Annotated in this window: 22 protein-coding genes and 1 tRNA gene; 7 read left to right on the top strand and 16 right to left on the bottom strand. The window is 40.7% G+C overall.

Annotated features, from left to right (window positions below; genetic code table 11):
• Positions 1-43: 43 nt before the first annotated feature.
• From ACFS5N_RS10005 to thiL, 3 genes are read right to left on the bottom strand one after another with little or no spacing between them, the layout of a single operon-like run.
• Positions 44-892 (bottom strand): hypothetical protein, encoded by an 849-nt coding sequence (locus tag ACFS5N_RS10005; protein WP_377184884.1) that lies wholly within the window; start codon positions 890-892, stop codon positions 44-46.
• Between the two features lie 25 nt (positions 893-917).
• Positions 918-1775, bottom strand: a complete 858-nt coding sequence (locus ACFS5N_RS10000; RefSeq protein WP_377184882.1) for a hypothetical protein — start codon at positions 1773-1775, stop codon at positions 918-920.
• A gap of 17 nt (positions 1776-1792) precedes the next feature.
• On the bottom strand, positions 1793-2857 hold the full coding sequence (thiL, locus tag ACFS5N_RS09995) for a thiamine-phosphate kinase (RefSeq protein ID WP_377184880.1): 1065 nt from the start codon (positions 2855-2857) through the stop codon (positions 1793-1795).
• A 344-nt stretch (positions 2858-3201) separates the two neighbouring features.
• Between thiL and ACFS5N_RS09990 the strand changes: the two genes are divergently transcribed.
• Entirely contained in the window at positions 3202-4668 is a 1467-nt protein-coding gene (locus ACFS5N_RS09990) for a DNA/RNA non-specific endonuclease (RefSeq protein WP_377184878.1), read from the top strand.
• A gap of 356 nt (positions 4669-5024) precedes the next feature.
• On the opposite strand, the gene nadA is transcribed toward ACFS5N_RS09990, so the two are convergent.
• Positions 5025-6017, bottom strand: coding sequence for a quinolinate synthase NadA (gene nadA / locus ACFS5N_RS09985; RefSeq protein ID WP_377184876.1), 993 nt, complete (start codon positions 6015-6017; stop codon positions 5025-5027).
• Between the two features lie 411 nt (positions 6018-6428).
• Between nadA and nadB the strand changes: the two genes are divergently transcribed.
• Positions 6429-8021: an L-aspartate oxidase gene (gene nadB, locus ACFS5N_RS09980; RefSeq protein ID WP_377184874.1), complete on the top strand. Its 1593-nt coding sequence runs from the start codon at positions 6429-6431 to the stop codon at positions 8019-8021.
• Positions 8022-8122: 101 nt separating this feature from the next.
• Here nadB and ACFS5N_RS09975 read toward each other — a convergent pair.
• The 3 genes from ACFS5N_RS09975 to ACFS5N_RS09965 all read right to left on the bottom strand — a co-directional run bounded on the left by ACFS5N_RS09975 (position 8123) and on the right by ACFS5N_RS09965 (position 9282).
• Positions 8123-8195 (bottom strand) — tRNA-Gly (locus ACFS5N_RS09975).
• Positions 8196-8202: 7 nt separating this feature from the next.
• On the bottom strand, positions 8203-8703 hold the full coding sequence (locus tag ACFS5N_RS09970; protein WP_377184872.1) for a hypothetical protein: 501 nt from the start codon (positions 8701-8703) through the stop codon (positions 8203-8205).
• 15 nt (positions 8704-8718) lie between these two features.
• Complete coding sequence (locus ACFS5N_RS09965; RefSeq protein WP_377184870.1) at positions 8719-9282, bottom strand: hypothetical protein; 564 nt, start codon at positions 9280-9282, stop codon at positions 8719-8721.
• Between the two features lie 53 nt (positions 9283-9335).
• Here ACFS5N_RS09965 and ACFS5N_RS09960 point away from each other — a divergent pair, with 53 nt between their 5' ends.
• A complete protein-coding gene (locus tag ACFS5N_RS09960; protein WP_377184868.1) occupies positions 9336-9848 on the top strand; it encodes a gamma carbonic anhydrase family protein in 513 nt (170 codons plus the stop codon).
• On the opposite strand, the gene ACFS5N_RS09955 is transcribed toward ACFS5N_RS09960, so the two are convergent.
• The 5 genes from ACFS5N_RS09955 to ACFS5N_RS09940 form a co-directional block, all read right to left on the bottom strand.
• The gene (locus ACFS5N_RS09955) at positions 9838-11484 is read right to left on the bottom strand and encodes an Ig-like domain-containing protein (RefSeq protein ID WP_377184866.1); all 1647 of its coding nucleotides are present in this window, start codon (positions 11482-11484) and stop codon (positions 9838-9840) included. The two genes, ACFS5N_RS09960 and ACFS5N_RS09955, sit on opposite strands and share 11 nt — an antisense overlap.
• A 112-nt stretch (positions 11485-11596) precedes the next feature.
• Positions 11597-13459 (bottom strand): tRNA uridine-5-carboxymethylaminomethyl(34) synthesis enzyme MnmG, encoded by a 1863-nt coding sequence (gene mnmG, locus ACFS5N_RS09950; RefSeq protein ID WP_377184864.1) that lies wholly within the window; start codon positions 13457-13459, stop codon positions 11597-11599.
• Positions 13460-13574: 115 nt separating this feature from the next.
• Positions 13575-13814 carry a CBU_0592 family membrane protein gene (locus ACFS5N_RS19690; protein WP_449289010.1) on the bottom strand — a complete coding sequence of 80 codons (240 nt, stop codon included), beginning with the start codon at positions 13812-13814 and terminating at the stop codon, positions 13575-13577.
• Positions 13815-13822: 8 nt separating this feature from the next.
• Positions 13823-15697 carry an ABC-F family ATP-binding cassette domain-containing protein gene (locus ACFS5N_RS09945; RefSeq protein ID WP_377184862.1) on the bottom strand — a complete coding sequence of 625 codons (1875 nt, stop codon included), beginning with the start codon at positions 15695-15697 and terminating at the stop codon, positions 13823-13825.
• Positions 15694-16350 (bottom strand): NAD(P)H-binding protein, encoded by a 657-nt coding sequence (locus tag ACFS5N_RS09940; RefSeq protein ID WP_377184860.1) that lies wholly within the window; start codon positions 16348-16350, stop codon positions 15694-15696. Before ACFS5N_RS09940 ends, ACFS5N_RS09945 begins: the two co-directional genes overlap by 4 nt.
• Positions 16351-16444: 94 nt before the next feature.
• Here ACFS5N_RS09940 and ACFS5N_RS09935 point away from each other — a divergent pair, with 94 nt between their 5' ends.
• The 4 genes from ACFS5N_RS09935 to ACFS5N_RS09920 all read left to right on the top strand — a co-directional run bounded on the left by ACFS5N_RS09935 (position 16445) and on the right by ACFS5N_RS09920 (position 19638).
• Positions 16445-17155 (top strand): pirin family protein, encoded by a 711-nt coding sequence (locus ACFS5N_RS09935; protein WP_377184858.1) that lies wholly within the window; start codon positions 16445-16447, stop codon positions 17153-17155.
• 85 nt (positions 17156-17240) lie between these two features.
• The gene (locus tag ACFS5N_RS09930) at positions 17241-18020 is read left to right on the top strand and encodes an MlaE family ABC transporter permease (protein ID WP_377184856.1); all 780 of its coding nucleotides are present in this window, start codon (positions 17241-17243) and stop codon (positions 18018-18020) included.
• Between the two features lie 5 nt (positions 18021-18025).
• Positions 18026-18892 carry an ABC transporter ATP-binding protein gene (locus tag ACFS5N_RS09925; RefSeq protein ID WP_377184854.1) on the top strand — a complete coding sequence of 289 codons (867 nt, stop codon included), beginning with the start codon at positions 18026-18028 and terminating at the stop codon, positions 18890-18892.
• The gene (locus ACFS5N_RS09920) at positions 18889-19638 is read left to right on the top strand and encodes an MlaD family protein (RefSeq protein ID WP_377184852.1); all 750 of its coding nucleotides are present in this window, start codon (positions 18889-18891) and stop codon (positions 19636-19638) included. The genes ACFS5N_RS09925 and ACFS5N_RS09920 overlap by 4 nt, the downstream gene beginning before the upstream one ends.
• A gap of 72 nt (positions 19639-19710) precedes the next feature.
• Here the strand turns inward: ACFS5N_RS09920 and ACFS5N_RS09915 are convergent, their stop codons facing one another.
• From ACFS5N_RS09915 to ACFS5N_RS09900, 4 genes are read right to left on the bottom strand one after another with little or no spacing between them, the layout of a single operon-like run.
• Entirely contained in the window at positions 19711-20223 is a 513-nt protein-coding gene (locus ACFS5N_RS09915) for a glutathione peroxidase (protein WP_377184850.1), read from the bottom strand.
• A 43-nt stretch (positions 20224-20266) separates the two neighbouring features.
• A complete protein-coding gene (gene ybeY, locus ACFS5N_RS09910; protein ID WP_377184848.1) occupies positions 20267-20698 on the bottom strand; it encodes an rRNA maturation RNase YbeY in 432 nt (143 codons plus the stop codon).
• Positions 20698-21117: an ATP-binding protein gene (locus ACFS5N_RS09905; RefSeq protein ID WP_377184846.1), complete on the bottom strand. Its 420-nt coding sequence runs from the start codon at positions 21115-21117 to the stop codon at positions 20698-20700. Before ACFS5N_RS09905 ends, ybeY begins: the two co-directional genes overlap by 1 nt.
• 2 nt (positions 21118-21119) lie before the next feature.
• Entirely contained in the window at positions 21120-24476 is a 3357-nt protein-coding gene (locus ACFS5N_RS09900) for a DUF4175 family protein (RefSeq protein WP_377184844.1), read from the bottom strand.
• Positions 24477-24609: the final 133 nt, after the last annotated feature.

The following is a 24609-nucleotide window of genomic DNA, read 5'->3' as shown; positions in this document are numbered from 1 at the left end:
TGATCGATAATATCGATCAAGCTTTTTTTATCTGGTAACAAATTTAATTTGCGCTTATGGCTACCGCGGTGTCGTATTTCATTTTCATGTCCATATGCATATTCATGGTACTCATTAACATATCCATATGCATATCAAAATCGCCGGTCTGGCTAACCGCATAGTTTTTATCAATCAGATAAACCATTTTACCTAAGCCTTGTCCGTCGCCTTTTAAACTCATGCCGCTACCTGCCGCTTTTAAATCGGCAATATCCATGTTCATTTTCATCGCCATATCAAAAAAGGCCTGGTTGCCTTTAACGGCCGTTAACTTATAAGTGCATTTCATATTCATTTCTGAATTTTGGCCCATGAGCGGCATATTGAATGGCACGTCTTGAGTAAACGAATCGCCTACAGCCATTGCTTTATCCGGAAATTTGATCTGATCCATCAATTTATTGATCATCTCCTTTGCTGCTTTTTGCGTTTGCGGGTCGGTACTTGCCATAGTATCAATATGCATTTTACCATCGGCCGAGCATTTGCCTTTGATCAGCACGCCTGTTTTGATGCTTGAGGGCATCGGCTGTTCCATGTTATTCATGCTCGCTTTAGCATAAACCGAATCATATTGCATCTCGTACGGAAAACTGCCGTCAGCTTCTTTAACACCTGTTTTTGTATTTAACCCCTGAAACATTTTCATTTTAAAACTCATACCATCAGGTGGCATATTTGCAACTTTTGCCAGGCTGTCAGGCAGCTTCATTTTCATATCCATGTCGATGTTATTGGTCATCTTATAGGTATGTTTCGGCAAAAACCTGATTTTGAAGGGTACCGTTTTTTGGGCACTGGCTATGCCGCTGATTAAAATAACAGCCAGTAAAATTGTAATCTTTTTCATTGTGATAAGGTTTGATTATTGAGTTTTAATTTGCGTTGATTTTAGCTTTGTAGGATACCGCAGCTACGGCATTAATATCCATATTCATGGTGCCCATAGTCATGTTCATTTGAGTAGTAAGGTTATCTGTCTTTGAAACGGCAAAACCGTTTGCTATATCATAAACCATTGTTCCTTTACCGGTACCGCTGGTTTTAACATCGGCTTTTCTGCCGCCTTTTTGTGCGTTTATATTAGTTACAATCACTTCTTTGGTGTTAAAGAAAGCCAGGTTGCCTTGAATGCCTTTCAAGGTGTAGGTAACCGTAGTTTTAATGTCGACATTTTTACCGCCGTTGGCCATGTTAAATGGTTTATCCTGCGTGAAGCTTTCGCCCACCCGCATAGCGCGCGCCGGAAATTGAATCTGGTCGCCAAATTTATTAAGCATATTCACAATGGCTTTGGTAGTTTTTTCGTCTGCGGTAACAAAAGTTATCGTTTCGGTGTGCATTTTACCGTCGGCGGTAATAGTACCCTGGCTTCGGGCTCCTTTTACGGGGTTGTTTTGCGGGCCGGGCTGCTCTTTACCGTTAATTGTATTTTTCGACAAAAAGCTATTTACGGTAATAATGAACGGGAATGTCCCCTTAGCATCCGGTGCGCCGGTAGCAATGGTATAAGACATGGTTACATTGCCCTTGTTTTCAAATTTTTGTGCCTGGCCTCCTTTGGGCATGGCGTTACCCTGGCCAAGGGTATTTATACGCGAGTCGATATTGGTAAATCCTTCAACCGTGTAAGTGTGCTTCGGCAATAACCTGAATTTAAAAGGTATTTTGTTCTGGGCGTTTGCGGCTATTACTGACAATAATATCGCGGCAGCAAAAATTGATTTTTTCATTTATTTCGCGGTTATATTTAAGAGTTGGTTTGATCGCTATTATTTGTTGGGAAAGCGTTCCAGCCTTGCGCTGTGATTGGATGCACATTTCCCGATTTTGAAATAAGGTTATAACCCGATGCCGGTTCAGTAATGTGGCCTATGATACTAATATCCATTTTAAATTTTATTTTTTCGTAATCGGCTTGCTTAACGGTGAATAATAATTCATAATCTTCGCCGCCACTTAATGCGCAAACCGTAGGGTCAAGGCCAAATTCGCGGGCAGTTTCATAGGTCATCGGGTCAATGGGTATTTTTTCCTCGTACAAGCTGCAGCCTTTATTACTTTGTTTACAGATGTGCAAAATTTCTGAGGCCAGGCCATCAGAAACATCAATCATTGAAGTTGGTTTTACATCAATATCTTTCAGCAGCTCCACAATATCGCGTCGCGCCTCTGGTTTTAACTGGCGCTCTACAATGTAATCCTTACCTTCTAAATCGGGCTGAATGTTTGGATTTTCCAGATAAACCAGTTTTTCGCGCTCCAGTAATTGCAAGCCTACATAAGCACCACCCAAATCGCCTGATACACAAATCAGGTCGCCTTCCTGTGCGCCATCGCGATAGGTAATATCTTCCGGGTTGGCATACCCCATAGAGGTTACACTTATTACCAGTCCCTGTTTGGACGCCGTAGTATCGCCGCCAACCACATCAACTCCATATTTTTCGCAGGCTATGTAAATGCCTTCATAAATTTCTTCAATAGCCTCGATAGGAAAGCGGCTCGATAAACCGATAGACACCGTAACCTGTGTAGCAATGGCATTCATGGCATAAATATCACTCAAATTAACTTGCACCGCTTTATAACCCAGGTGTTTCAATGGGGTATAAGCCAGGTCAAAATGAATGCCTTCCAACAACATATCGGTTGATACCAGCACTTTTTTACCCTGTGGATCAAGAACGGCGGCATCATCACCTACACCTTTGAGCGTACTTTTTTGTACCAGCTGAATGTTTTTGGTTAAATGGTTAATCAGGCCAAACTCGCCCAGGGCTTCTATATTGGTTTTTTCTTTATTGTCAAACATAGTTAGATGATTACATCGATTTTTAGATTTGATTGCACCGATTTTGTTACGACTACCCGGATCATCCTAAATCAGTGTAATCACAAAATAAATCTGTTAAATCATTTTTCCCACAAAAATACAAAAGCCCGGTTCATTTTTGGGTAAATCGCTATAAAACAATCAACCTCTATTATTTGCCTTACAGATTGGCCTATGTATCTTTGTTTGGCACTAGTTACCAAGGCGTTTTAACTACAAGTTACTTAAGCTGCCGTGTAACATTTTAATTATTTTTAATGGTGGTTTAAATTGTTAATGCATAATTAACACAGGTTAACGATATTTACCAAAAATTTTAACTGATGAAATTAAGAAAACTACTTATGTACGCAGCTTTTGCGACAGTTATAACTGTTGCGGGTTGTAAGAAAAGCGACACCAGCGCACCACCTACCGGTACAACCGGTACTACAGGAACAACCGGCACTACAGGTACCACACAGCCAACACCTTATACCATTACCGAAAACTTTGAAGCAGGCAGCAAAACAGGTTACAGTGCCGCCGACGTTATTTTATATACCGGTTCATGGAACCTTAACAATGCACTGATCGGAACTCTGTCTGCTGATGTTAAAAATGGAAACTGGTCTGTGAGATCAAAAGTTGGCGATATCCACATGAATTTTGACATTAACGGCTTAAAAAGCCTGGTGATCAGCCACGCTAAATATGGAACTGATGCAAATTCAACCTGGCAATTATTAATGTCTACGGATGCCGGCAAAACTTACACCCAGGTAGGCTCAGACATTCAGGAAACTAACGCTACCACGTTCAAAACCGATACTTTCAAAATTACCGTAACCGGTAAAGTCAGATTCGAGATCAAAAACACAACGACAAATACCTCCTCACGCGTCAATTTTGATGACATCACTTTCATTGGTACAGGCGACCCGGGTATTAGCCTTGGCGTTCCGGACACAAACCCGGTTGACACCGCCGGGACAAAAAGTACGGCTGCCCGCGGCGTTACCGTAGGTGCCGATGCTCCACCGGCAAGCGGCGATAATAGTAACTTGCTGTTAGGTAACCCTTCAGATGCTTTGGCTACTTTAGCGGCCAATACCAATTACCTGTTAAACCAGGGCTACTACGTTGAATCATATAACAGTGTACGCGACGAACCAAACTGGGTTAGCTGGCATCTTGACAAAAGCAATTGTACCAATGCAACTTCGCGTTTAGATAACTTTGCTGCCTTTAACGGTCTAGACCCCACCTGGTTTGCTGTACAAAGCAACAGCTACAGCGGCTCTGGCTTTGACCGTGGTCATAACTGTCCGTCGGCCGACCGTACCAGTTCAGTTGATGCCAACTCATCTACCTTTCTGATGACCAATATGATCCCTCAGGCGCCACAGAATAATCAACAAACCTGGGCCGGCTTAGAAAATTATCTGCGCGACCAGGTATTTGCAGGCAATGAGGTTTACATCATTATGGGCAGCTACGGTACAGGCGGTGTTGGTTCAATAAGCGCTAACGGCACTGTTAACAAATTGACCAGCGGAGTTAATGTACCAAGCAATGTATGGAAAATAGCCGTTATACTGCCTGTTGGCGACGGTGACGTGTCGCGTATTAGTGCGTCGACTCGTGTTATTGCTATAAACACGCCCAATATCAATAGCATTAACACCGACTGGAAAACATATATTACATCGGTAAACAGTATTGAAACGGCTACAGGCTATCATTTCTTCACTGCTTTACCCTCAGGTGTTCAGGCTTCTTTAAAAGCTAAAATAGACGCCGGCAATTAATATCATTTTACAATAGGGTCGAAGCCCCCCAAAATTTTGAAAAGGCCCGTTGATAAAGACTATCACGGGCCTTTTTTTTATATCCGGCGTTAATGCTAAAAAACTAGTATCTATGTTGGCCAGATCTCAACAGCTCCAATCAAAGTGGCTCATAAGGCTGATAGTCTAGGTCAAGGTAAACTAAAATTCAGCGCAACCTGAACCATAAATACGGCCGAAGGCCGGAAATTTTTTTATAAAAAATGGCCCGTTTGCTAAACGCAGCATCTGTTCTATTTGCATAAAAAAGAGACGCAAAAGTATCGCGTCTCTACAATTTAATATTATTAATGCGCTGTTTTTAAAGTGTGGGAACCTTAAAGCCCCAGCTTGGCAGATATATCCAGCATTCTTTCAATAGGCTTTACTGCTTTTTCAATAATATCTGCCGGAACGGTTACTTCAGGCATTTCATTTTTAAGGCATAAATAAAGCTTCTCCAGCGTGTTGCGTTTCATGTGAGGACAATCATTACATGCGCAATTATTATTCGGCGGAGCGGGTATAAACACTTTACCCGGGTTATCTTTCTCCATCTGGTGAATAATACCCGGCTCTGTAGCTACAATAAATTCTGTAGCATCGCTTTTGGTAGCATATTTAAGGATACCGGTTGTTGAACCAATGTAATCGGCCAGCTCCAATATTACATCTTCACATTCAGGATGAGCTAAAATCCTGGCATCAGGGTGACGCTCTTTTAATTTGGTTATTTTTTCTCTTGAAAAAATCTCGTGCACCATACAGGCGCCATTCCATAACACCAAATCTCTCCCGGTTTTCTTAGCTACATAAGCACCCAGGTTTTTATCCGGGCCGAAAATGATTTTTTGATCTGCCGGTAAACTTTCCACTATCTGTACAGCATTGCTGGATGTACAAACAATATCACTTAAAGCTTTTAACTCGGCAGTACAATTTACATAGGTTATAACCAGGTGATCAGGGTATTGCTCTTTAAACTTTTTAAACAAGTGGGGCGGGCAGCTGTCGGCCAATGAGCAACCTGCTTTTACGTCTGGCAGGAGTACCTTTTTTGTGGGTGATAATATCTTGGCTGTTTCGGCCATGAAGTGCACACCGGCGAAAACAATAACATCGGCATCGGTTTTTGCGGCTTGTTGTGATAATCCCAAACTGTCGCCAATATAGTCTGCAACATCTTGTATGTCGCCTTCCTGGTAATAGTGAGCCAATATAACCGCATTTTTTTCTTTTTTGAGTTTTTCAATTTCATCAAAAAGGTCAAGTGTCGGGTCGATATATTCATCGACATAACCTTTCAAATTTATTTCTTCGAAGATATCCATTTCAACAATTCAATTAATAACAACTATTTTAATTTAAATAAAGAAACTATTGTTATTAGGGTGTTAGTTATGTGTAAAAGTTGGTAGACGTTTTTGTAGCTTAAATGTTTTATTAGTTACTTATTAACAGCTTTTCCTATATCCGTATTTTATAATTATGCTGATTATTAGGAGGCTGTGTTAATCAAGTTTTATTTTAAAAAGTTATTTGTTAATATTTTCTGAGTATTTGTAATGTTAGTTTCGATGTTAAACTGCCGCAAAAGTCGCTCAAAAATTGTTACTATTATCACTCAGAAGTAAGGTTATCCACTAAAAAAATACTTGTTAGCTTTTTGCTTACACAAAATTAACATCTTTGAACGCTATTATTAACAGACAAATTAATTTTACACATCTAATACGAAAAACATGTCCAAATCTGTGGATTTTCTGGTAGTGGGTTCCGGCATAGCTGGATTAAGTTTTGCACTTAAAGCTGCAAATCATGGTAAGGTACTGATAGTTACAAAGTCAAATGAAGACGAATCTAACACTAAGTATGCTCAGGGCGGTGTGGCCGTGGTTGTGGATAAAAAAGAAGATTCGTTTGAAAAACATATCAACGACACTTTAATAGCAGGCGATGGATTGTGTGATAAGGAAGTTGTGGAAATTGTGGTAAAAGAAGGACCCGATCGCATTAATGAAATTATAGACTACGGAACCAGTTTCGACAAGACTAACGAAGGCTTGTATGACCTGGCTAAAGAAGGTGGTCACTCTGAATTTAGAGTATTGCATTATAAAGATATTACCGGTTTTGAAATTGAAAGGGCTTTGTTAGAGCAAATTCACCAGAACCCAAACATTGAAATACTGACCCATTATTTTGCGGTAGATTTGATAACGCAGCATCATCTTGGCGTTTTTGTTGATAAGTCGTCTACGGATATTACTTGTTATGGTATCTACGCTTTAAATACCCATACAGGCAACGTTGAAAAGATATTGTCAAAAGTTACCGTGATGGCATCTGGCGGTGCCGGCCATATTTATTCGGTTACTACTAATCCTACCATTGCCACCGGGGACGGCGTGGCGATGGTTTATCGGGCTAAAGGAAAAGTAAGGAATATGGAATTTATTCAGTTTCACCCGACCGCTTTATATAATCCGGGTGATTATCCTTCATTCTTAATTTCAGAAGCGGTCCGTGGTTTTGGTGGCGTGTTGAAGCGTACCAATGGCGAGGAGTTTATGTATGAATATGATGAACGCGGATCATTGGCGCCCAGAGATATTGTTGCCCGTGCCATTGATGCAGAAATAAAAAAATCCGGAGAGGATTATGTTTATCTGGATATTCGTCATCGCAGTAAAAAAGATATATTGAAACACTTCCCTAATATTTATGCTAAATGCCTGGATATAGGTATTGACCTTACTAAAGACATGATACCGGTTGCGCCCGCTTGTCATTATATGTGTGGTGGCGTAATGGTTGATCATGATGGTCGTTCATCAATCAGACAGTTATATGCATGTGGCGAGTGTTCATCAACCGGTTTACATGGCGCTAACCGTCTGGCTTCAAATTCATTATTAGAGGCCCTGGTTTTTGCACACCGTATTTACAAAAATGCTATTAGCCGGTTTGACGGTATTGTAGTTCCTGATAATATTCCGGATTGGGATGAGCATGGTGTAAAGTTGTCCAACGAAGATATCCTGGTTACCCACAATGTACGCGAAATGCAAAAGATAATGAGCGATTATGTGGGCATTGTCCGGTCAGATTTCAGGTTGGAACGGGCTATGCGCCGGCTAGGTTTATTATATGAAGAAACTGAATCGTTCTATAAACAAACCAAATTATCGGTGAAGCTCTGCGAACTGCGTAATTTGATACAAGTTTCTTACATCGTTGTAAAATCCGCCATGATGCGTAAGGAAAGCAGAGGCTTGCATTATACTACAGATTATCCTGAGCATCAGGCTATTTTAGAGGATACGGTGTTTTAACACCCCTCTAAATCTTCCGCCGGTTGGCGGAGAGACTTTAAGTTATACTCGAACAACCCTATAGTAAAAGCCCTCTCCTTTGGGGAGGTTGGGTGGGGTCGAGCGAAAAACGGGATTTGAACCCGCGACCTTCAGTTTGGGAAACTGATGCTCTACCAACTGAGCTATTTTCGCTTAAAGTTTAATTCGTACTGTCGGTAATTATGTTTATGATAGGTTGTTTCGTATCTTCATAATTTTCAACGGTTACAGATTTGATGCCTGCCAAATCAAAATAAATCTTATTTGGGTTTGGTATCTCTATCTTATTGACATAAATTGGTAAGTGGCGATTACGTTGTTTTACATGATATTTCTTTAAAAGGTCCTTAGTTAAAAGCAATACGCTACGATCGTATAAAGTTATATGAATTACACCATTTTTTCCTCTATTACCAAATGTTTCTGAGCTTTTACTGTCTTTCCATACCTCCATGCTTTGTATGGATCTTTGAGATATTGTTGATAGATACGCTGTAAATACTCCGTCCAAATAAATATCTGGATGACCTTTTACACTTAGTATATAAATAGGGCTAACATCAAGGTGTTCCTCTTTCCAGGCTGAATTTAAATTAACCTGAGCCGTGCTTTTTAGAATAAGGCACAGGCAAAAAATTATAGTTGTAAAGTATTTTTTCATTAGCTAAGAACCTAGTTACTTCATCATTCTGTCAAACCTATAATCTGTTAACTGAAATTGATCAAACACTTTATCTGCTTGTCGTTTAACTGGCGGTGTTTTAGTATTTATACTGATGAATTGCGGCTTACCATGTTTATCATTCATTACCCATATTGACTTTATTTTACTAGCAGAGAAATATAAATCATATGGATTATCGAGTGTGATATTATCCAGTTTAACAGGTAGTCGCTGGTTCTTTTTCGCTACATGAAATTTATCTAATAGAGCATGGGTGTTAAATGTATTCGTGGTTTTCATTATTGCAAGGATAATGACACCTTTGCTGCCCTTTTCACCATAATATTTTAAAGCTTGTTCACCTTTAATTACATTTATTTCGGCTATATCTGAATCTGCCAATACCCGTGTAGCCTGTTCAAAAGGTATTTCCTTATGACCAGGGTCAGGTAACTTTATCAGTACCAACGGTTTTTGTTTTTCAAAAGTAGGCCGTTTTATGGTTTCGAACTGTTGCGCACAGCAGTTTGAGCTGCAGCCTATTGCCAATATAAAAATTAATAATATGTTTTTCATTTAGGTTAGGTTAAGTAGTATATCTAAATTAGTAAAAAATATGTAAAAGCAATATGCCTGTTATTCTGCCTGTTAAAGATAAAAGCCCAAGCTGGGGCGAAGATTGTTTTATAGCTGAAAATGCCACTATAGTGGGGGATGTTGTTATGGGCGATAAATGTTCAGTTTGGTTTAACGCCGTTATTAGAGGCGATGTCAATTATATAAGAATCGGTAATAACTCCAATATTCAGGATGGTGTTGTAATTCACTGTACTTATAATGGCGCGGCTACTGATATTGGTAATTATGTATCTATAGGCCATAATGCTTTGGTACATGGTTGTACGTTAAAAGATCATAGCCTGGTAGGTATGGGCGCCATAGTAATGGACAATGCGGTTGTCGAAGAATATGTTATTATAGGTGCAGGTTCAGTGGTTTTAGAACGCACTATTTGCGAGTCAGGCTATCTTTATGCAGGCAGTCCAGCCAGGAAAATTAAACCGCTAACAGAAGAGCAGCGAAGTATGTTAGACAGACTACCCGACAATTACCTCTTGTATTCGGGCTGGTTTAAGGCGTAACTATTTCACGTGGAACATCTATGGTCTCTTCGGTATCCCAATTGGGTCTTAATATAAATGTTTTATCATATACCCAGATGTTTTCTGGCTGACGATTTTCTTTGATGCTTCCTGAATCCCATTTTCCATTTTTATTATCATCGTAAATAACTCGTAATGAGAATTTTCCGACATAAATATTGCGATAGTTCAAAACAGTTTTCTTGGTGATAACATCGCTTCTGATAGGGTTACCCTGCTCATTTAAAAGTTCCACCACGTAGCTTTTTGTTGGCTCAGGTACGTTGATGGTAAGTGCCAGATTAGTGAATGATTCAGGTTTGGCGATAGTAAATTTCTTTAGCTGTCTTTTGTTTTTGTCGCCATATATGTCGGTTAAGGCATTGGCTTCTAATATAATTTGATAGGCTGCTTTTTGTTTAAATGGATATTTAATATTCAGGGATTTGCCGGCTACGCCTGTGTCCTTGGTCATGGTAAATTTTACCAGGTTAGAATCTTCTTTCAATGATACAGAACCCGGTTCAAAAGAATCTATAGGTATATTGGTATAAAGCTTAAGATCGGCGCCTGGCCTTAGTTCACTAAGGTTATTCAGATTGTACCTAGCCGAAATAGTACGCGTAAATGTTTCCTTTAAACCTTTGCGCAGGTAAGTAGTATCTGCGGGTTTGCCGTTTTCAAAAAAAGCAAACCGCACTGAATCAAAGTTCATATTGGGCGAGTAAATGCTCACCGTATCTTTTGTTTTACTGAAGTCTACAATCTTTTGGCCATCCAGATTGTCAGGATAAACAATCTTTACCGTTGGTTTAATTAGCGGCCGGTTAAAAATAAAGCGCATCGAACCGTCATTTTGAAACTGCTTTTCGACAAAGCGCATTTTAGTTGGTGTTTGTTTAAACAACTTTAATGCGATGGTGGAAGTATCATGGGTAAAGTTGATGACATGTGTAGAGAAAGCTATCAGCTCATCGTCGCTGTTATAGACTTTATCCGGCGCTTTTTCTTTCAGCGCATAAATTTTATAAACGCCTTCCTTTAGGTTGGATATCTTAAAATTACCCGATGAATCGGTACTGGTATAAATACTTGGTTTCTTTTTTCCAAACAACAGCGAGTCTTGCTTTAAAGTGAAAATCATTACCGTTGCATCTTTTTCCGGTTTTTGTGTTTCATTGTTCGTTACATTCCCAGCCATACTTAGAGAGTCTATATGATTGCCGGTTGAAAACACATAGGTAAAATTTTTAAGAATGTTATTTTCATTCACGTCACCGATTGCCTTACCAAAATTTATCACATAAGTAGTGTTTTTTTGCAGCGTGTCTTTTAGGTCAATGATCAGGCTTTTGGAGCGGATTTTATATTCCGGAATTTTTTCAGGTACCGGGAACATGGTGACTTCCTGGTACTGGTTGTTCAATTTAAAATACTCGTCAAAATCAAGGCGAATTTCTTTTGCATTAAAATTGTGCGTCAAATTAGCCGGTGTGGCCTTTAATAATTTTGGCGGATCGACGTCTTTGGGCCCACCTTGAGGTCTTTGTTGTACAGCACAGCCATATACTAATAAAGTGAGTAAAGCAAACAGAAAAATTTGGGTTGAAAACAGCCTTTTTTTATTTGACGTCATTTTTAAGCGATTTAAGACACTTTTTATTTTTTACGAAGATTATCATTTGAAAATTAAAAAAGTGTCTTAAATATAAATTTTTATAATTAATTGATTTACAGTTATTTATATACTATTTAGTAATATGGACCATCAAAACTGAAATATCAGATGGCGATACCCCTGAAATTCTTGACGCTTGTCCCAATGTACGCGGTTTGATCTTCATCAACTTTTCCCGGGCTTCTTTTGATAGTGATTGCATCTGGTGATAATTAAAATCAGGATTGATCTCCTTATCTTCCATTTTTTTCATGCGCTCAACGATGTCCATTTCCTTTTCAAAATAACTCTCGTATTTGATTTTTATTTCAGCCTGCTCAATTGTTTCTGTATCAAATTTTGAAAGATAGGTTTTAAAGTCATCGCTTACTCTGGTCAAATCATGAATATTTACCTGAGGCCTGCTGATCAAATTAAAAGCCCTGGCTGCCTGTGTCACAGGGCTGGTACCTAATTCTTCTAATAAAGGATTTGCATCAGCTATATCGATGGAATGATTACGGGTATAAGCTACAATCTCATCCGAATTTTTGATCTTATCATTTACCTTATCCATACGCTCATCGCTAATCAATCCCAGTTCATGGCCAATAGGAGACAGGCGTATATCAGCATTGTCCTGACGCAATAACAAACGGTGCTCAGCTCTTGAAGTGAACATACGATAGGGTTCTTCGGTGCCTTTGGTTACCAGGTCATCAATCAAAACGCCGATATATGATTCTGATCTTTTCATAATCAGCTCATGTTTATCTTTCAGTTTTTGATGTGCGTTGATACCTGCAATGAATCCTTGTGACGCTGCTTCTTCGTATCCGGTAGTACCATTTATCTGCCCGGCAAAGTATAAATTGCTGATCAGTTTAGTTTCTAAAGTTAAGCTCAATTGAGTAGGTGGGAAGTAATCGTACTCTATAGCATAACCCGGGCGGAACATCTTTGCATTTTCAAAACCTGGTATTTGGGTCAATGCTTTATACTGCACATCTTCAGGTAAAGAGGTTGAAAAACCATTTACATAAATCTCAACAGTATTTAATCCTTCCGGTTCGACAAAAATCTGATGACGGTCGCGCTCTGCAAAACGGTTAATTTTATCTTCAATTGAAGGGCAATAACGTGGGCCCAGGCCTTTAATCCTGCCTGTAAACATTGGCGATTTCTCGAATCCTTCCTTTAAAGTTTCATGAACTTTAGTGTTGGTATAAGTAATCCAACAGCAGCGTTGTTCTTGTATTTGTTCAACTTCGGTATATGAAAAGCGCCCACGAATCTCGTCTCCCCATTGTTCTTCCATCAAACTGTAGTTTAAGCTGCGGCCGTCAATACGGGGTGGTGTACCGGTTTTCATACGTCCGGCTTCAAAGCCAAGCGTTACTAACTGCTCTGTAATTCCACTACTAGCTTTTTCTGCCATACGGCCGCCACCAAACTTTTTTTCGCCTATATGAATAATACCATTCATAAACGTACCATTAGTTAATACCACCGCATCAGCGGCTATCTCCATCCCTAATGAAGTACGCACACCTTTTATAGCATTTCCTTCAATCAGTAGCGAACTTACCGTATCCTGCCAGAAATCAACGTTTGGGGTTCTTTCTAGCGCTAAGCGCCACTCTTCAGCAAAGCGCATACGGTCGCTTTGAGCCCGTGGAGACCACATTGCAGGGCCTTTGGACTGATTTAACATCCTAAATTGTATGGAAGATTTGTCAGTAATGATGCCAGAATATCCTCCTATAGCGTCAATTTCCCGTACTATCTGGCCCTTAGCTACACCTCCCATTGCCGGGTTGCAGCTCATTTGAGCAATAGTGCCCATATTCATAGTGATCAGCAAAACAGACGAGCCTAAATTAGCTGCCGCCGCTGCCGCCTCGCAACCTGCATGGCCTGCGCCTACTACTATGATATCATATTTTTTAAACATCTTAACCTCCATGTTCCACGTGGAACACTATACTTTCACAATTGTATATTTTGAGCGTTCCACGTGGAACGTTGTATTTATTTATATAGCTTACGAATATTTAAACTTCGTGAGCTTATGTTCCACGTGGAACTTTAAAGAAAGACAATATTGCGAACGATGCCCAAATAGCCTCAAGTACCACAAAAGGGTAGAAGCTGATCAGGTACGATGAATAACAGCATAGCCCGGCTCCCAGAAAATTCATGAAGCAATAGGGCCTGCTATTAGCCGATAATTTCTTATATAAATTTAGCAAGAAAGCTATTAATAGAATAATTACGCCTATTGATGCTATAATGTCTGATATTTTCATTCCCTTTCTTAGGCTTCTTTAAGTTCAGCCAATTCCATCCAACGCATACTTTTGTCATCAAGCTGTTTGCTCAGTTTGGCTATTTTATCGGCAGTATCAATAATTTCATCGTTATCCAACCCCGCATTTAATTCGTCATTCAGTGCCTTAATCTGTATTTCAAGGTCGGCTATTTCTTTCTCCAAACCATCAAACTCCTTTTGCTCCTTATAGCTCAATTTATTTTTAGCAGAAGTCGAAGAGTGCGCCGCTGGTACAGGGGCAGGGTTATTTTTAGCATTTTTCTCCTGTTGCTTTTGTTCCTCCAGCTCTACACGGTATGACGAATAGTTACCATTAAATATGCGCACGTGACCTTTTTCTTCAACAATGAATAATTGATCGGTTAGTTTATCCAGCAAATAACGGTCGTGCGATACAATCATTAGTACACCTGGGTAAGTGGTCAAAAACTCTTCCAATACATTCAGTGTATCGATATCCAAATCATTAGTGGGCTCATCCAGGATCAAAAAGTTTGGATTCTTGATCAGGATGCTCATCAACTGCAAACGTTTCTTTTCGCCACCGCTTAGTTTAGATACAAAGCCATATTGTTTATTAGGTGGAAACAAAAACAACGTCAGCAACGCAGAGGCCGAGATAGTCTTGCCATCGGCCATGGTAATAAATTCAGCAACATTCTTCACCACATCAATTACACGCTCATCTTCCTTAAAAGTGATGCCTGACTGATGAAAATAGCCGATTACTGTAGTTTCACCGGTCTCTATCTTTCCGCTATCTGGCTGCAGATTGCCTGTGATCATATTTAGTAAGGTAGACTTACCACTTCCGTTCTTGCCGGCTAAGCCAACCCTGTCGCCCTTTTTAAATACATAACTAAAATGGTCAGTAAAAGTGCGACCGTTAAAAGCTTTGCTGATATCATGCAGCTCCATGATCTTATTACCCTGGCGTGCCGTTTTAACGCTTAGCTCAACTTGCTGCTTAGGACCGCCATTCTTGGTTTTTGCTTCCAGATCATAATAGGCATCAATACGAGCTTTTGATTTGGTACCACGGGCCTGAGGCTGGCGGCGCATCCACTCCAACTCTTTCTTTAAAAGGTTTGAATTTTTCTGAAAGGTAGCCGCGTCCGATGCTTCCTGTTCTGCTTTTCTTTCCAGGTAGTAAGCATAGTTGCCTACGTAGGGGATGATCTTTCCTTTATCAATCTCCAGGATCTCGTTACAAACATTGTCCAGAAAATAACGATCATGTGTCACCATCAGGATAGTTTTTGAACCTTCAGTCAGTAACTTTTCCAGCCATTCAATAGTATCAATATCTAAATGGTTGGTGGGCTCGTCCAAAATGTACATCTCGGGGTCGTCTATAAGTAGTTTAGCCAAAGCCAGACGTTTTTTTTGCCCGCCAGATAGTGTAGTAATTGGTTGATTGAGGTGGTGAATATCTAGTCGGCCCAAAATGGTTTTGATTTTATATTCATATTCCCAGGCATCAACCTCGCTTAACTCGTTCATCACGGCATCAAGCGCCATGGTATTGTCCGGATCATTTTCCAGCAATTCTTCATACTTACGAATGGCTTGCTGCTGGGCATTATCTTTATGAAAGATGTAATCGCTGATAGTAACAGCATCCTTAAAGTTGGGATCCTGCTCCAGGTAGCCTACACGCAGATCTTTGGTTTGTACCACCTTTCCTTCGGTAGGCAAAAATTTGCCTGACAATAATTTTAACAAGGTTGACTTACCTGCGCCGTTTACACCAACTAAGGCAACACGGCGGCCTTTGTTTATACCCAGGGTAAGGTTTTTAAACAGCCAATGGTCATGAAATGAATGACCCAGATTTTCGACAGAAATATAAGTGCTCACGCTCTTTTCTTTATTTGATCAGATGTATATGTAAATACACCCTTTTTATTTTTTAACGATTGTTTATATATAGCTTTAGCAACATCTAGTGCTTCTATCGCTTTGTATTTCTTTAATCTTCCCACTAAAAGCACACCGAATATTTTCATCATGAAAACGGCTATGCTTTCCAATATCCGTGGCTTTTTTCTGTGACCTATAAGTACCGAGGGCTGATAAATAAACAAGGCCTCAACACCAACCTTTTTCAAATCTTCTTCTGTATCGCCTTTAATTTTTGTATAAAAATTTGATGAGCCGGCCCTTGCACCCATAGCGGATATATAGTGAAACTGGCTGACGCTATTGCGCACCGCTATTTCAGCCAATCGTACCGGGTAATCATGATCAATCTTACGGTAATCATTCAGATCAGGTGTATCGCGTTTGGTAGTACCCAGGCAGCAAAATATCACATCGCCTTTCAACTCATTTTCATACTCAGCTATATTGTCAAATTCAACGACGATTTGTTGTAACTTAGTGTTAGTCACCTTTATTTTTTTCCGGCCAATGCTTAAAACCTTATCGTAATCTGACTGGGCCAGCAGTATATTTAACAATTTACTGCCAATTAGTCCGCTTGCTCCAACAATTATCGCCGTCTTTGTCATTAAAAACCCTTAAGTTTTGGCAAAAATACATAATAATAAATTATGGAATAAATATTGTATGTTTAAACATGTAATTTAAACGGGAGTATCAAACATGAAATCAATTTTTTATCCTGCCAACGAGCGGGGCACAGCAAACCACGGATGGTTGAAAGCTAATTTTTCATTCAGTTTTGCAGGCTACTATGATCCTAATAAAATTCACTTTGGTGCCTTAAGGGTATTGAATGATGATGTTATTGATGGCGGTACAGGTTTTGGAACCCATCCGCACGATAATATGGAAATCATTACCATTCCAATCAGTGGCGCTTTAGAGCATAAAGATAGTATGGGCAATGTTGGTATAATCCGTTCTGGCGAAGTTCAGGTAATGAGCGCCGGTACCGGGGTGCAGCACTCAGAATATAATCATTCTAAAACAGAAGCAGCCAATACTTTGCAGATATGGGTTTTTCCTAAGATCAGAAATATACAACCGCGTTATGATCAGCGCGATTTTAAAGACAAATTTAAAATCAATGAATTTACTACGTTGGTAACCGGCGACAAAAATGTAGATGCTTTGTGGATCAATCAGGATGCAACATTCTCGCTGGGCGATTTTAAAGCCGGAAACAGCACTACGTACAACTTAAAACTGGCCGGCAACGGAGCCTATGTTTTTGTTTTAGAGGGCTCTGTAAAAATAGCTGACCAGATACTAAACAAAAAAGACGCGCTTGGTGTTTATGATACCAGTTCAATTACTATTGATACCCAAGCAAATAGCCGAGTACTGATCATTGACGTGCCGATGCAATAATAATTTTCCTGCCGGGGATCGAAATAATTGAATGTTAAAACAATTAGGTAGCTCCTGGTTGTTAGTACATCAAATTAAACAACCCATGGCAGAAGAAATCACCATACCAGCCTGGAAAAAATGGCTGGAAGGCATAGGCGAACAGGTTACATTTTTTACCCGCTTCTTCAAAAATATTTTTGTTGGCGGCTTTGAGTGGTCTGAATTTGTACGCCAATGCTACGAAATTGGCTACCGGTCATTTATGCTGGTAGGTATTACCTCCTTCATCATGGGTGTGGTTTTAATTTTGCAATTAAGGCCCACCCTTGTTGCTTTTGGGGCTGCTGCAATGCTGCCTAAAACGCTTGCGGTTTCTTTCGTCCGTGAAATAGGCCCCGTGATCATCGCTATTATCTGCGCGGGTAAAATAGCCTCAAGTATAGGTGCCGAGCTGGGCAGTATGAAAGTAACCGAACAGCTGGACGCCATGGATGTGTCGGGCGCCAACCCACTGCAATACCTGGTAGTGACGCGCATACTGGCTTGTACTTTAATGGTACCGCTGCTCTCTGTTTTAGGCGATGTAATTGGACTGATAGGCGGTTTTCTGGCGCTTAATCTGAGCGACCACATGAGCCTGTCACTCTATGCTACCAAAATAATCGCTTCATTGGATTACACCGACTTTGTACCTGCCTTTGTAAAAACCATATTTTTTGGTCTGGCTATTGGCTTTGTGGGTTGTTATAAAGGTTTCCATTCTTCACGTGGAACAGAAAGCGTGGGCCTGGCAGCCAATTCGGCCGTAGTTACCGCCTCACTATGGATTTTCGTAATAGACGCTATTGCTGTCCAGCTTACCAGTTTGTTGTTTTATAATTAATCGTCATGGAAGAGAAAGACCAGAAACAACAGACCAAAAACAGCACGACCACGTCAGCTGTAAAGCCGGATAAAGGGCATCATCCTGAAAAACCATCAGCCAATAGGCAATCTTCCGAAAAATCGTCAGATACCAATGAAGTGGTGATAGAGATTAAACATCTCAAGAAATCCTTTGGCTCAAAAGATGTGCTGAAAGATATCAATCTTACCGTTCGTCGCGGCGAAAACGTCGTGGTGCTGGGTAAGTCAGGTCAGGGTAAGTCCGTCACTATTCAATGCATCGTTGGTATGTTAATGCCTGATGGCGGCACTTTGAAAGTATTTGGCGAGGAGGTCTGCGACCTTAATGAAAAAGAACTGAAAGAACTGCGCATCAAAATCGGCTTTTTGTTTCAGAGCGGCGCCCTGTACGATTCAATGACCGTGCGCGAAAACCTTGAATTCCCGCTCACCCGTGTGTTAAAGCTAAAAGACCAGGCCGAGATCGATAAACGGGTAAAAGAGGTGCTGGAGGGCGTTGGATTGGCTGATGCGGCCGATAAAATGCCGTCTGATCTTTCTGGCGGGATGCGCAAACGCGCAGGCCTGGCCCGTACGCTCATAGTTCATCCGGAAATTATGCTTTATGATGAACCGACCACCGGTTTAGACCCGATCACCTCGCGCGAGATCAGTGAACTGATCCTCTCTATGCAGAAAAAGTATAAAACAACATCTATCATTATCACCCATGATATGGAATGCGCCCGTATCACTTCAGATCGGGTAGTGATCATGAACGATGGCGAATATATAGAAGAAGGCACGTTTGATGGCCTTCAAAAATCAAAAAACGAATTAGTTAAATCATTTTTTAAAGATATCTCATGAAAACTACCTCATCCCAGAAAACTAAGATCGGCCTGTTTACCTTTATAGGTTTGCTGGTTATCATAGCTGCCGTATTCTTTATCGGCAACAAGAAAAATCTGTTTAGCGCTACATTTAAGGTAAGCGGCCAGTTTAATAATGTTAACGGATTGCAGGTGGGTAATAATGTTCGGTTTGCCGGTATTAATGTTGGGGTAGTTAATGATATCGACATTGTGAACGACACTACTGTAAAAGTAACATTAACTATTAACGATGACGTTAAAAAATTCATAAAAAGAGATGCCCGTATGAGTATAGGGAGCGACGGACTAATGGGCGATAAACTGGTAGTACTAATGCCTGGCGGTGCCAATACCGCCGCCACCGTTAATGACGGCGACCAGATTAAAGCCGTTAACCCGGTTGATATGGATAAGATTGTGTCAAAATTTACCAAGATAGCGGATAATGCAGGGTCATTAATTGACAACCTGAGCCAGATCATGGCTAAAGTAAATCATGGCCAGGGTAGCTTGGGCCGATTACTGAACAACGACAAAATGGCCCGTGAGATGGAAAGTACGGTAAGCCAGGCTAAGGCTACTATTAAAAACGTTCATAAAACAACCACTACTTTAAACGAGGATTTAAAAGCCGCTCAACATAACTTCCTGTTAAAAGGCTTCTTTAAAAAGAAACAAAAAGCCGAAAAAGCACGTCAGGATTCTATTAAGAAGGCGCAGGAAAAGGCCAGGAAAAACTAATGGTTGATATACCAACAACAAAGAAAAAGCCATTCGCTATTAACGAATGGCTTTTTCTTTTTTTAAACGGCTTTATAAGTTGCTGGTAATTTTTGGATCCATTGGTGTTACTGCCGAGCGGAAGCGGTGAATCAATTTACCGTTTTCGTCTAACAAAAACTTCTCAAAGTTCCATTTAATTTCGCCCGTAAAATCAGGGTTTTCAGCTTCGGTCAAGTATTTAAACAGCGGGGCTATATCGTCGCCCTTAACACTTACTTTAGTGCTCATTGGGAAAGTAACCTTATATAGGTCTGAGCAAAAAGTTTTAATTTCAGAATCAGTGCCCGGCTCCTGGCCGCCAAAGTTGTTAGCCGGGAAACCTACAACTACCAATTTGTCTTTGTAAGTCTCGGCCAGTTGCTCTAAGGCTGCGTATTGTGGTGTAAAGCCACATTTTGAAGCCGTGTTTACCACCAGGATTTTTTTGCCCTTGTATTTGGCCAGGCTAAAGTTTTTGCCGTCAATGGTTTTTAGTTTAAAATCATAAACAGAGGCGGTTTTGGTTACAAACAAAAGCGCCAAGCAAATAGCTAATATTTTCATGTTGTTTTAATTTAGTTTAACTGTGAGTTTATCAAAAGTAAAACTACCCAATAAATTGACGCTTAGCCAAATAGTAATCTTCTTTTTCTGTCATTTTTTTCTTGTCGCCGGCCGTTTTGTCTTTATAACCCAATAAATGCAGCGCGCCGTGAATAATTACGCGGTGTAGCTCGTCTGTTTCAGAAACATTAAACTTGCTTGCATTTTCTTTTATCCTGGGGATAGAGATGAAAATATCACTCACAATAACGCCATTCTGTTCAGAGTTATCAAAGGTTACTATATCGGTATAAGTGTCATGATCCAGATATTGCTGATTGATCTGGAGCAGATAATCGTCCGAACAAAAGATATAGTTAAGTTCGCCCAGTTTAAAACCTTCGGCTATGATGGTGTTTTTTACCCAAGCCTTTACCTTGGTTTTATCCTTTAACTTGTAGGTTATATCTTCTTCAAAAAACTGGATAGCCGGCATTAAAATTTAAATAGCAGTTCAACCTCGTTACCCTTGCTGTTAAATACGCATTGGTCTGCCAGGTGTTTTACAATGAATACACCACGGCCGGTTAAGTTTTCCAGGTTCTCTTCGGCAGTTGGGTCTGGCAGGTTGTTATAGTCAAAACCCTCACCTTCATCAGTAATTGTCCAGCTAGCGCGTTTTGGGTCTACTTCAACATTGACGATAACTTTTTTTTCAGGGTCGAGTTTATTACCATGAACAATGGCATTGGTTACCACCTCATTAAGGCAAGTCATCATATTTGCGAAAATATCGTCAGCAACCTGGTATTTGTCAGCAATTTCCTCTATCAAATTTTCCAATAACGTAATACTCTCGCGCTTAGAGGGCAGCTGTAAAGTATATAAGTCGGTTGCTTGAATGGGTGCTTCCATATTTATTTGGCATTAAGTTGATCAAAATACGATTTTATTTTTTGCTTATAGTACAAATTAAGTGTAGGGGGCACGGTTTTAATTTGTTCAGTCTGTTTTCCTTTAGCCTGCTGGTAGTCTTGCAGTGCTTTGATGAAACCAGGCGGCATATCTTTCCCTGCGTTGCTCTCCCTTTGCTTATCCTGTTCTCGTTCCTGCTCTGCTTTCTCGGCCTCCAGTAATCGCGTATGGATTTCCTGTTGGCGTTTAATAGCATCGTCAGTTATTTTCCTGTTTACGATATCTTTTTCAGTTTGTTCCATTTGGCGGGATATTTTATCCGCATCTTTAACACCGGCCCCGCCGTTTTTGCTTTCTTCATTATTTAATTGCTGCAAAGATTCGCGAATCTGTTGCTGCTCGCGAGCCATTTTTGCTAATTGCTCGCTCATTTGATTGCGGGCGCTTTGGCCCATAGGCGCCCCTCCCTGCTTTTGCATCTGCTCGCGCATTTTCTGCATATTCTGGCTCAGCTTTTCTTCCATTTGCCGCAATTGTGAAACAGACATTTGCTTGCTTTTACCGCCCTTACCGTTTTTTTGCTGGTTCATCTTGTCCTGCAGCTGCGAAAGTGCATCGGCCAGCATTAAAGCCAGGTTATTCATTGAGGTCATGGCATACTGCTGGTTACGATTGGCTTCGGCCGTACGGCGCTCGCCCAAATTATCCAGGGCCTGATCAATTTGTGTGTTTATGGTGCTTATTTCACGGTTTACGGTCGACTGGATTTGCGGAATACGCTTACTCAGCGAAAATAAGCTATCCTCGGCGGTTTTTAAATTATCCTTTATATTTTTTTGCGTTTGAGCGGCACTTACATATTGCGGGTCTTGCGGGCTCATGCTACGCAGCTGCTGCATTACTTTTTCCTGCCCGAATGAGCTATTCACCAAACTTTTTAAAAGCTCACGCAGTTGTTTAGCGTCAACCTCGGTTTGTTTATTATCCTCTTCTTGCTGGTCCTGCTCCATTTTTTGCGCCATTTGCTGCATTTGCTTAGCCGCGTTTTGCTGCGATTGCGAAGCTTTTGATTTGTTATTTTTTGATAACTGGTCGGCGCTTTCCTGCATTTGGTTCTGGATATTGTTTTCCTGTTGCTGCGGGTTTTGATAATCTTGCTTACCCTCCGAGTTTTCCAGGTCCTTCAAATTCTTTTTAATATCCTCAAACTCCTTGTTCAGGTTTTCCTGCTGTTGCTTTAATCGATCGGCCTGGTCTTTACTTTCCTGCTGATCTTGGTCGTTTGGTTTTTGTTGATCTGCCTGCTTGCTCTCGTCAGAAAGGTTTTGTTGCTTTTCGGCCAATTTTTTAAGCTGATTGATGTTTTGATTCAATTTCTGATCAAACTCAAGCTTTTTATATAATTGCAGCATGCGGTCAAGCTCTTTTTTGAGCGACCTGTTGTCCATCTGCATTTTAGAAACCTCGTCGCGCGTCCCTTCTTTTTGCTGGTCGTTCATTAATTGCTGCAAGCGTTGCAGCAGTTCTTTGGTTTTTGGGTCGAGCACGTTGTTGAGCAAATTCTCAATCTGCTTTTGCTCTTCCAGCAACTCTTTGTTCTGCTGCTCGTTTTCGCGACGGTTGTATAGATTTTTCTTATTGTCTTCCTGTATCTGTTTTACCAGGTCGTCCAGGTCCTTGCGTTTTTGCATCAGGTCTTCCACCTGTTTCTTTTCATCAAAAGACAACGAAGACTTATTCAACAGCGTTTGCTCCATTTTTTTGGAATCGCGCTCTATCTGATCGGCCATTTTTATGGCCGATTGCATTTTTTGTTTAACGCCGGTAGTGCCGGCATTCAACTCATCGCGCAACTGGTTTTCATCAGGCATATGCAATGTGCGCTCAGGCGTACGGGCTCTTTGCGGACCATTAATCTCATCATTATCGGCCACCTCAAAAAAGTATGTCACCTGGTTGCCGGGTTTAATACCCATCTCTTTCAGGTTCCAGAAGTAAAAGAAATCAGACAGCGGCTGAGTCAGATCGGCTTTGAGCGGTTTAACGATTTCTTTGCCACCTGCGCCCGGCGCACCAACGCGATAATGAAAAGTGAGGGACGAAAACCCATGATCATCCTGAATTTTTCCGTTAAAGTAAAAAGCCAGGCGACTCACCGAATCGGGCTTTTCATCTACATTGATGGTTGGCGGTTGGTCGGCAATGACATTAATATGGTATGATGCCGAATCGCTTTGCGAAACAAATTTGTTTTGCGGTATCAGCGTATAAACTGATGGTTTCAAAACTTGCTCGGCATGCTCAAATACCTCGTCGCCAGCCGGTAATAATTTATGCACCTGATCATTCATGCTGAACGACAATGCGCTGGTGTTTTGGGTGTGAAACAGCCATTTTACGGTTGTCCCTGCAGGTATGGTCAGGTCACCGGCATTGGCCAGTGTTTCGTTATGTTTATGCAGATAAGCCGGATATTTCAACTCGACATCAAAATGAAGCAAAGAAGGGCGCAGGTTAACCTTAATTTCATAAGGTTGCGAAACGAAGCCATTACCCACCAGTTTGAAGGTAGTATTTTGTTGCAGATTGGTAAACTGATAATGAAAGCGGGTAACATTGTCTTTATCCAGCTTAAATTCAGTACCGGCCAGTTGAATGTAAACTTCGTTAGGTAATTGATTGCCGGTAAGTTTGAGGTCTAGTTTTAAATCCTGGCCCTGAACAGCCGATAAGTTATTATTGAGCAACACAAACTGAAACGGCGCAACCGGAGCAAAATATTCATTATGGCGCACAATGCGTTTGGTACTCTCGGTCAAAACAGAGGGTGCTGCCAGGCCAATCACCACAATAACCGCCGCCGGGACCAATATCCATTTTAAATATTTTTTATTGTCCTTAATGTTAATGGCCGATGGAAACCTAACCGGGCGCAGGTTCGCGATGCGCTGATCTATACTCGCCTCAATTAATGCGCGATGACGCTCATCCTCGGCCGCCAGTTTTTTGAGTTGAAGCGTGTTGAGCAGCTTATCGTTAATATCAGCGAAATGTTTGCCAATAATGGCAGCGGCTTCATCGTGCGTCAGCGTTTTACCTAATTGCAGTAACGACAAAACCGGAGGGACAATAAGCCAGATGAACAGTCCGAGGTTAAGTAAGATAAACCCGTAAAACAAGCCACCCCTGAAAAATGAATTGAAATTGCCGAAATATTCACTTAGTGCAATAATTACATACGCAGAAAACAATCCCGCACCCAAAAAGATAAGCCCCCGCAGCAATTGGTTGAGGTAGTACTTTTTGATAAGGGTGTTGATCTTACCGATCAGCACGTTATAACTTTCTGCAGATGACATAGGTGTTGTAAAAATACCGCTATTAAGTGTTTAAACTACAAAAGCCCCGGTAAATTATCTTTAACGGGTATTATCCTGAGTCTAATATAACTAAAAAGATAATCCGCCTTAAATACTTATCATCAAAAATGGC

Origin of the sequence: Mucilaginibacter ximonensis, from assembly GCF_042686265.1 — a bacterium.
GTDB classification, from domain to species: Bacteria; Bacteroidota; Bacteroidia; order Sphingobacteriales; family Sphingobacteriaceae; genus Mucilaginibacter; species Mucilaginibacter ximonensis.
This window is presented reverse-complemented; position numbering and strand designations above follow the sequence as displayed.

What these genes read in the sequence shown, in the direction of transcription:
- ACFS5N_RS09915 (WP_377184850.1), bottom strand. Translation starts at nt 20,223, where the DNA reads ATGAAAATATTAGCTATTTGCTTGGCGCTTTTGTTTGTAACCAAAACC.
- ACFS5N_RS09920 (WP_377184852.1), top strand. Translation starts at nt 18,889, where the DNA reads ATGAAAACTACCTCATCCCAGAAAACTAAGATCGGCCTGTTTACCTTT.
- ACFS5N_RS19690 (WP_449289010.1), bottom strand. Translation starts at nt 13,814, where the DNA reads ATGAAAATATCAGACATTATAGCATCAATAGGCGTAATTATTCTATTA.
- ACFS5N_RS09965 (WP_377184870.1), bottom strand. Translation starts at nt 9,282, where the DNA reads ATGAAAAACATATTATTAATTTTTATATTGGCAATAGGCTGCAGCTCA.
- ybeY (WP_377184848.1), bottom strand. Translation starts at nt 20,698, where the DNA reads ATGCCGGCTATCCAGTTTTTTGAAGAAGATATAACCTACAAGTTAAAG.
- ACFS5N_RS09905 (WP_377184846.1), bottom strand. Translation starts at nt 21,117, where the DNA reads ATGGAAGCACCCATTCAAGCAACCGACTTATATACTTTACAGCTGCCC.
- ACFS5N_RS09930 (WP_377184856.1), top strand. Translation starts at nt 17,241, where the DNA reads ATGGCAGAAGAAATCACCATACCAGCCTGGAAAAAATGGCTGGAAGGC.
- ACFS5N_RS09940 (WP_377184860.1), bottom strand. Translation starts at nt 16,350, where the DNA reads ATGACAAAGACGGCGATAATTGTTGGAGCAAGCGGACTAATTGGCAGT.
- ACFS5N_RS09900 (WP_377184844.1), bottom strand. Translation starts at nt 24,476, where the DNA reads ATGTCATCTGCAGAAAGTTATAACGTGCTGATCGGTAAGATCAACACC.
- nadB (WP_377184874.1), top strand. Translation starts at nt 6,429, where the DNA reads ATGTCCAAATCTGTGGATTTTCTGGTAGTGGGTTCCGGCATAGCTGGA.
- thiL (WP_377184880.1), bottom strand. Translation starts at nt 2,857, where the DNA reads ATGTTTGACAATAAAGAAAAAACCAATATAGAAGCCCTGGGCGAGTTT.
- ACFS5N_RS09935 (WP_377184858.1), top strand. Translation starts at nt 16,445, where the DNA reads ATGAAATCAATTTTTTATCCTGCCAACGAGCGGGGCACAGCAAACCAC.
- ACFS5N_RS10000 (WP_377184882.1), bottom strand. Translation starts at nt 1,775, where the DNA reads ATGAAAAAATCAATTTTTGCTGCCGCGATATTATTGTCAGTAATAGCC.
- ACFS5N_RS09990 (WP_377184878.1), top strand. Translation starts at nt 3,202, where the DNA reads ATGAAATTAAGAAAACTACTTATGTACGCAGCTTTTGCGACAGTTATA.
- ACFS5N_RS09960 (WP_377184868.1), top strand. Translation starts at nt 9,336, where the DNA reads ATGCCTGTTATTCTGCCTGTTAAAGATAAAAGCCCAAGCTGGGGCGAA.
- nadA (WP_377184876.1), bottom strand. Translation starts at nt 6,017, where the DNA reads ATGGATATCTTCGAAGAAATAAATTTGAAAGGTTATGTCGATGAATAT.
- ACFS5N_RS09955 (WP_377184866.1), bottom strand. Translation starts at nt 11,484, where the DNA reads ATGACGTCAAATAAAAAAAGGCTGTTTTCAACCCAAATTTTTCTGTTT.
- ACFS5N_RS09925 (WP_377184854.1), top strand. Translation starts at nt 18,026, where the DNA reads ATGGAAGAGAAAGACCAGAAACAACAGACCAAAAACAGCACGACCACG.
- mnmG (WP_377184864.1), bottom strand. Translation starts at nt 13,459, where the DNA reads ATGTTTAAAAAATATGATATCATAGTAGTAGGCGCAGGCCATGCAGGT.
- ACFS5N_RS10005 (WP_377184884.1), bottom strand. Translation starts at nt 892, where the DNA reads ATGAAAAAGATTACAATTTTACTGGCTGTTATTTTAATCAGCGGCATA.
- ACFS5N_RS09970 (WP_377184872.1), bottom strand. Translation starts at nt 8,703, where the DNA reads ATGAAAAAATACTTTACAACTATAATTTTTTGCCTGTGCCTTATTCTA.